We start from the raw sequence: 5,131 nt of genomic DNA on the forward strand, positions 1-5,131 counted from the left end.
CGCGGCTCGCCGCCGACATCTCTTCCGAGGGTGATCGGGGATTGACGCCGCCACATTTACTTAGAGTAGCCTTGCCTAAGTTGACCGTCTTCGGAGGGTGGCCGGTGGGATCAGGGGAACTGTCGGGGCGGGATATCCTGGCACGCTCGGTCAGAGGGCAGGGGCGGCGCGTCGCTCTCGGTTCGGCGCTCGGCTGCGTGCACCAACTCGGGGAAGCCATGGTCCCCGTGCTCATCGGTGTCGTCGTCGACCAGGCGGTGGCCGGGCAGGACGCCGGACGTCTGGTGCTCTGGCTGGCCGTCCTGGCCGTCGTGTACGTCTGCCTGTCCTGGAGTTTCCGGCTGGGCGCACGGGCCGGTGAACGCGGGGCCGAGGAGGCCGCCCACACGCTCAGGCTGGCGATCGTGCGCCGGGTCGTCGACGCCCGGGGCGGCGCCGGGGACGACCGGCTCTCCGGCGAGCTGGCCAATGTCGCCACCGAGGACGCCAAGCGGGTCGGCGCGGTCAACATGGCGCTGATGAGCGGGACATGGGCCGCCGCGGGTATCGCCGTGAGCGCCGTGGCGCTGCTGCTGACGTCCGTGCCGCTCGGTCTGATCGTGCTGCTCGGCACCCCCGTGCTGCTGTGGCTGGGACATCTGCTGAGCAAACCGCTGGAGCGGCGCAGCGAGGCCGAGCAGGACCGGGCCGCCGCCGCCGCGGGCGTCGCGGCCGACCTGGTGGCCGGACTGCGGGTGCTCAAGGGGCTCGGCGCGCAGCAGGCCGCCGTCGAGCGCTACCGGCGCACCAGCAGGGTGTCCCTCGCGGCCACCCTGCGCGCCGCGCGGGCCCAGTCGTGGCAGACCGGGCTGGTCCTGGCGCTCACCGGCGGGTTCATCGCCCTGATCGCCTGGGTGGGCGGACGGCTGGCGCTCGAAGGGTCCCTCACACTGGGGCAGTTGGTCTCGGCGGTGGGTCTCGCGCTGTTCCTGCTGGGGCCGTTGGAGACGTTCGCCTGGGTCAACGCCGAGCTGGCCCAGGGCCGCGCCTCCGCCGCCCGGATCGCCGAGGTGCTCGCCGCCGGACCCGCCGTCGTGGGCGGGGACGAACCGGTGCCGGACGGGGTGCGCGGACAGCTGCGCCTGCGCGGGGTACGGCTCGGCGGACTGGACGGCGTGGACCTCGACCTGCCCGCCGGGCGGCTGACCGGGATCGCGGTGACCGATCCGGCCTGTGCCGAGGCCCTGTTGGGCTGCCTGGGCCGGGAGGCCGACCCGGAGTCGGGCTCGGTCGAGCTGGACGGGGTGCCGCTGACCCGGCTGGACCCGGCGGGCCTGCGCGCCGCGGTGCTGGTCGCCGCGCACGACGCCGCGCTGTTCGAGGGCTCCCTGGCCGCGAACGTGAACCCGGAAGAACCGACCGGGGACGGACAACGGGACGACCCGGCCGGGGACGGACAGCGGGACGACCCGCAGACGGCGCGTGCCATGGCGGCCGCCGACGCCGACGAGGTCGCCCGTTCCCTGCCGCAGGGCGTGGCTACGAGCGTGGGCGAGGGCGGACGGTCGCTCTCCGGCGGCCAGCGGCAGCGCGTCCTGCTGGCCCGGGCGCTGCGCGCCGAACCGCCCGTCCTGGTCGTGCACGATCCGACGACGGCCGTGGACGCCGTCACCGAGGCCCGGATCGCGCAGGGGCTCAGGGAGATCAGGCAGGGCCTGACCACGGTCGTGGTGACCAACAGCCCGGCGCTCCTCGCCGTCACCGACCGGGTGGTGCTCCTCGACGGCGGCCGGGTCGGCGCCGAGGGCACCCACGCGGAACTCGCCCGCACGCACGAGAACTACCGTACGGCGGTGCTGACATGACCGAACCCACCCCCACGACCGCAGCCGCAGCCGCAGCCGCAGCCGCCGTACCGAACAGCACCGAGCGCGCCCTGCTGCCCACCGCCACGCCCGCCCGCACCCGGGCGGCGGTCCGTGAACTGCTGCGCCCGCACCGGGCGTTGGCCGCCGCGGGCTTCGGCACGCTGATGTTCGCCACGGCCGTCGGGCTGCTCACCCAGCCGCTGCTCGGCCATATCGTCGACGTGGTCACCGAGCACCGCTCCCCCGACGCGCTCACCCGGCCGGTGCTCGCGCTCGCCGGGGTCGCCGTGGTGCAGGGCATCACCACCGCGCTGGGCATGTCGCTGGTCTCCCGACTGGGCGAGACCGCGCTCGCCCGGCTGCGCGAACGGTTCGTGGCCCGCGCCCTGTCGCTGCCCCTCGAACGCCTGGAGCGGGCGGGCTCGGGCGACCTCAACGCCCGGGTCACCCGGGACGTGTCCCGGGTCGCCGACGCGGTCCGCACCGCGCTGCCCGAACTGGCCCGCTCCGGGCTGTCGATCGTGCTGACCCTGGGCGCCCTCGCCCTGCTGGACTGGCGGTTCCTGCTGGCCGCGCTGATCGCCGTGCCCGTGCAGGCGCACACCGCGCGCTGGTACGTCCGCAACGCCGTCCCCCTGTACGCACAGGAGCGGATCGCCACCGGGGCCCAGCAGCAGCAGTTGCTGGACACCATCGGCGGGGCGCGGACGGTACGCGCGTACCGGTTGCAGGACGGCCACACCCGCCGGGTCACCGAGCGCTCGCGGGCGGCGGTGGAGCTGACGATGCGCGGGGTGCGCCTGGTGCTGCGCTTCTACAGCAGGCTGCACATCGCCGAGTACGTGGGGCTGGCCGCCGTGCTGGTCACCGGGTTCCTGCTGGTGCGGTCCGGTTCCGCCTCGGTCGGCACGGCGACGGCCGCCGCCCTGTACTTCCACAGCCTCTTCGGACCGGTCAACACCGCGCTGGTGCTGCTCGACGACGCCCAGTCGGCGACGGCGGGACTGGCCCGGCTGGTCGGGGTCGTCGACGAACCGGCGCCCGCGGTCTCCGCGCACGCGGACGGTGCGACGGGCGAGGCGTCCGTGACGCTGACCGGTGTCTCCCACGCGTACGTGCCCGGCCGCCCGGTCCTGCACGGTGTCGACCTGGAGGTGCGGCCCGAGGAGCGGGTCGCGCTGGTCGGCACCACCGGCGCCGGCAAGACCACCCTGGCCAAGCTGGTGGCGGGACTGCACCGCCCGGCGGCGGGGCGGGTCGAGGTCGGCGGCACCGAGCCGGACGAGTCCGGCCGGCTGGTGGGGCTCGTCACCCAGGAGGTGCATGTCTTCGCCGGGCCGCTCGCCGAGGACCTGCGGCTGGCCCGCCCGGAGGCGAGCGCCGAGGAGCTGCGGGAGGCGCTGGCCACGGTGGGCGCCCTCGGCTGGGCCGAGGCCCTCCCGGAGGGGCTGGACACCGTCGTCGGCGACGGCGGCCACCAGCTCACCGCCGACCGCGCCCAGCAACTCGCCCTGGCCCGGCTGCTGTTGGCCGACCCGCCGGTCGTCGTGCTCGACGAGGCGACCGCGGAGGCGGGCAGTTCGGGCGCCCGGCTGCTCGACGAGGCCGCCGAGCGGGCGCTGCGCGGCCGTACGGCACTGGTCGTGGCCCACCGCCTGAGCCAGGCCGCCGCCGCGGACCGGGTGGTCGTGCTGAGCGGCGGCCGGGTCGTGGAGGAGGGCACGCACGACGAACTCCTCGCCGCCCGGGGCACGTACGCAGCTCTGTGGCGGGCCTGGTCGCACCAGCGCTCCCCCGACGCACCCGCCACCGCCGACGTTCCCCGCTGACCCACCCCTGATCCAAGCCGCCCCCCGCCGGACCCGTCGTCACGAACAGAAGGATCATCCGATGCCCCGCGCCACCAGAGTGTCCAGGCTGACCGGCCTGCTCGTCTCCGTACTCCTGCTCACGGCGACGGCGGTCGCCTGCGGCTCCTCCGACTCCGACTCCGACAAGGGCTCCGGCTCGTCCTCGGCCGGCGGCTCGGGCTCGTCGGCGGACGCCGGCGCCTTCCCGGTGACGATCGCCCACAAGTTCGGCACTACGACGATCAAGTCCGAGCCCCAGCGGATCGTCACCGTGGGCCTCACCGACCAGGACGCCGTCCTCGCCCTCGGCAAGGTCCCGGTCGGCACCACCGAGTGGCTGGGCGGCTACAAGGGCGCGATCGGTCCGTGGGCCGAGGACAAGCTGGGCAGCGCTGCCGCGCCGACGGTACTCAAGGACACCGGCACCGGCCCGCAGGTGGAGAAGATCGCCGCGCTCAAGCCGGACCTGATCCTGGCCGTCTACTCGGGGCTGACGAAGTCCCAGTACGAGAGCCTGTCGAAGTTCGCGCCGGTGGTGGCCCAGCCGAAGCAGTACAACGACTACGGCGTGCCGTGGCAGCAGCAGACCGAGGAGATCGGCCAGGCGCTGGGCAAGGCGGCCGAGGCCAAGACGCTGGTGTCGGGTGTCGAGGCCAAGTTCACGGCGGCCGAGAAGGCGCATCCCGAGTTCGCCGGCGCGAGCGCGGTGATGGCGACGCCGTACGAGGGCACGTTCGTCTACGGCAGCCAGGACCCGCGCTCCCGCCTCCTGTCCGACCTCGGCTTCTCGCTGCCGAAGGACCTGGACAAGGTGATCGGGGACCAGTTCGGCGCCAACATCAGCAAGGAGCGCTTCGACCTCCTCGACCAGGACGTCGACGTGTGGATCGTGCCGGACACCACCGCGTCGGTCACCAAGCTGCACGACGACAAGGTCTACGCCGACCTGAACGTGGTGAAGCAGGGCCGTGAGGTCTTCATCAAGGAGACCAGCGACTACGGCAACGCGGTGTCCCTGTCGACCGTGCTGAGCATCCCCTACGTCCTGGACCGCCTGGTGCCGCAGCTGGCGGCGGCGGTGGACGGCAAGACGTCGACGAAGGTGGCCCAGCCCGCGTCGTGACCATACGAAAGGGGGGTGGGTCCGGTCCCGGACCCACCCCCCTTTCGTGTGCCGTCAGGATCCGTCGACCAGGCTCTTGGGCCGCATGTCCGTCCAGTGGGTCTCGATGTGGTCCAGGCACTCCTGCCGGCCCGCCGGGCCGTGGACGACCGTCCAGCCCGCCGGGACGTCCACGAAGTCCGGCCACAGGCTGTACTGGCCCTCGTCGTTGACGAGGACGGAGTAGACGCCGTCGGGGTTCTCGAACGGGTTGCTCATGTCAGCGGTTCCTTGCCTTTCCGGTCTGATGAACTCTGATGAACGTGGTGGGG

The 5,131-nt window shown here is 73.6% G+C and carries 4 protein-coding genes; 3 read left to right on the forward strand and 1 reads right to left on the reverse strand.

The features are described 5' to 3' along the window. The first annotated feature begins 119 nt into the window (after window positions 1-119). The 3 genes from ACIPSJ_RS20550 to ACIPSJ_RS20560 all read left to right on the forward strand — a co-directional run bounded on the left by ACIPSJ_RS20550 (window position 120) and on the right by ACIPSJ_RS20560 (window position 4,820). A complete protein-coding gene (locus ACIPSJ_RS20550; RefSeq protein ID WP_401348644.1) occupies window positions 120-1,844 on the forward strand; it encodes an ABC transporter ATP-binding protein in 1,725 nt (574 codons plus the stop codon). Beyond that, window positions 1,841-3,676, forward strand: coding sequence for an ABC transporter ATP-binding protein (locus ACIPSJ_RS20555; RefSeq protein WP_401347542.1), 1,836 nt, complete (start codon window positions 1,841-1,843; stop codon window positions 3,674-3,676). The genes ACIPSJ_RS20550 and ACIPSJ_RS20555 overlap by 4 nt, the downstream gene beginning before the upstream one ends. 61 nt (window positions 3,677-3,737) lie before the next feature. Continuing rightward, window positions 3,738-4,820, forward strand: coding sequence for an iron-siderophore ABC transporter substrate-binding protein (locus tag ACIPSJ_RS20560; RefSeq protein ID WP_401347545.1), 1,083 nt, complete (start codon window positions 3,738-3,740; stop codon window positions 4,818-4,820). 54 nt (window positions 4,821-4,874) lie between these two features. Here ACIPSJ_RS20560 and ACIPSJ_RS20565 read toward each other — a convergent pair whose 3' ends face one another. After that, window positions 4,875-5,078: an MbtH family protein gene (locus tag ACIPSJ_RS20565; RefSeq protein ID WP_365678644.1), complete on the reverse strand. Its 204-nt coding sequence runs from the start codon at window positions 5,076-5,078 to the stop codon at window positions 4,875-4,877. Window positions 5,079-5,131 lie beyond the last annotated feature (53 nt).

Origin of the sequence: Streptomyces sp. NPDC090088 (assembly GCF_044747345.1) — a bacterium.
Lineage (GTDB): Bacteria > Actinomycetota > Actinomycetes > Streptomycetales > Streptomycetaceae > Streptomyces.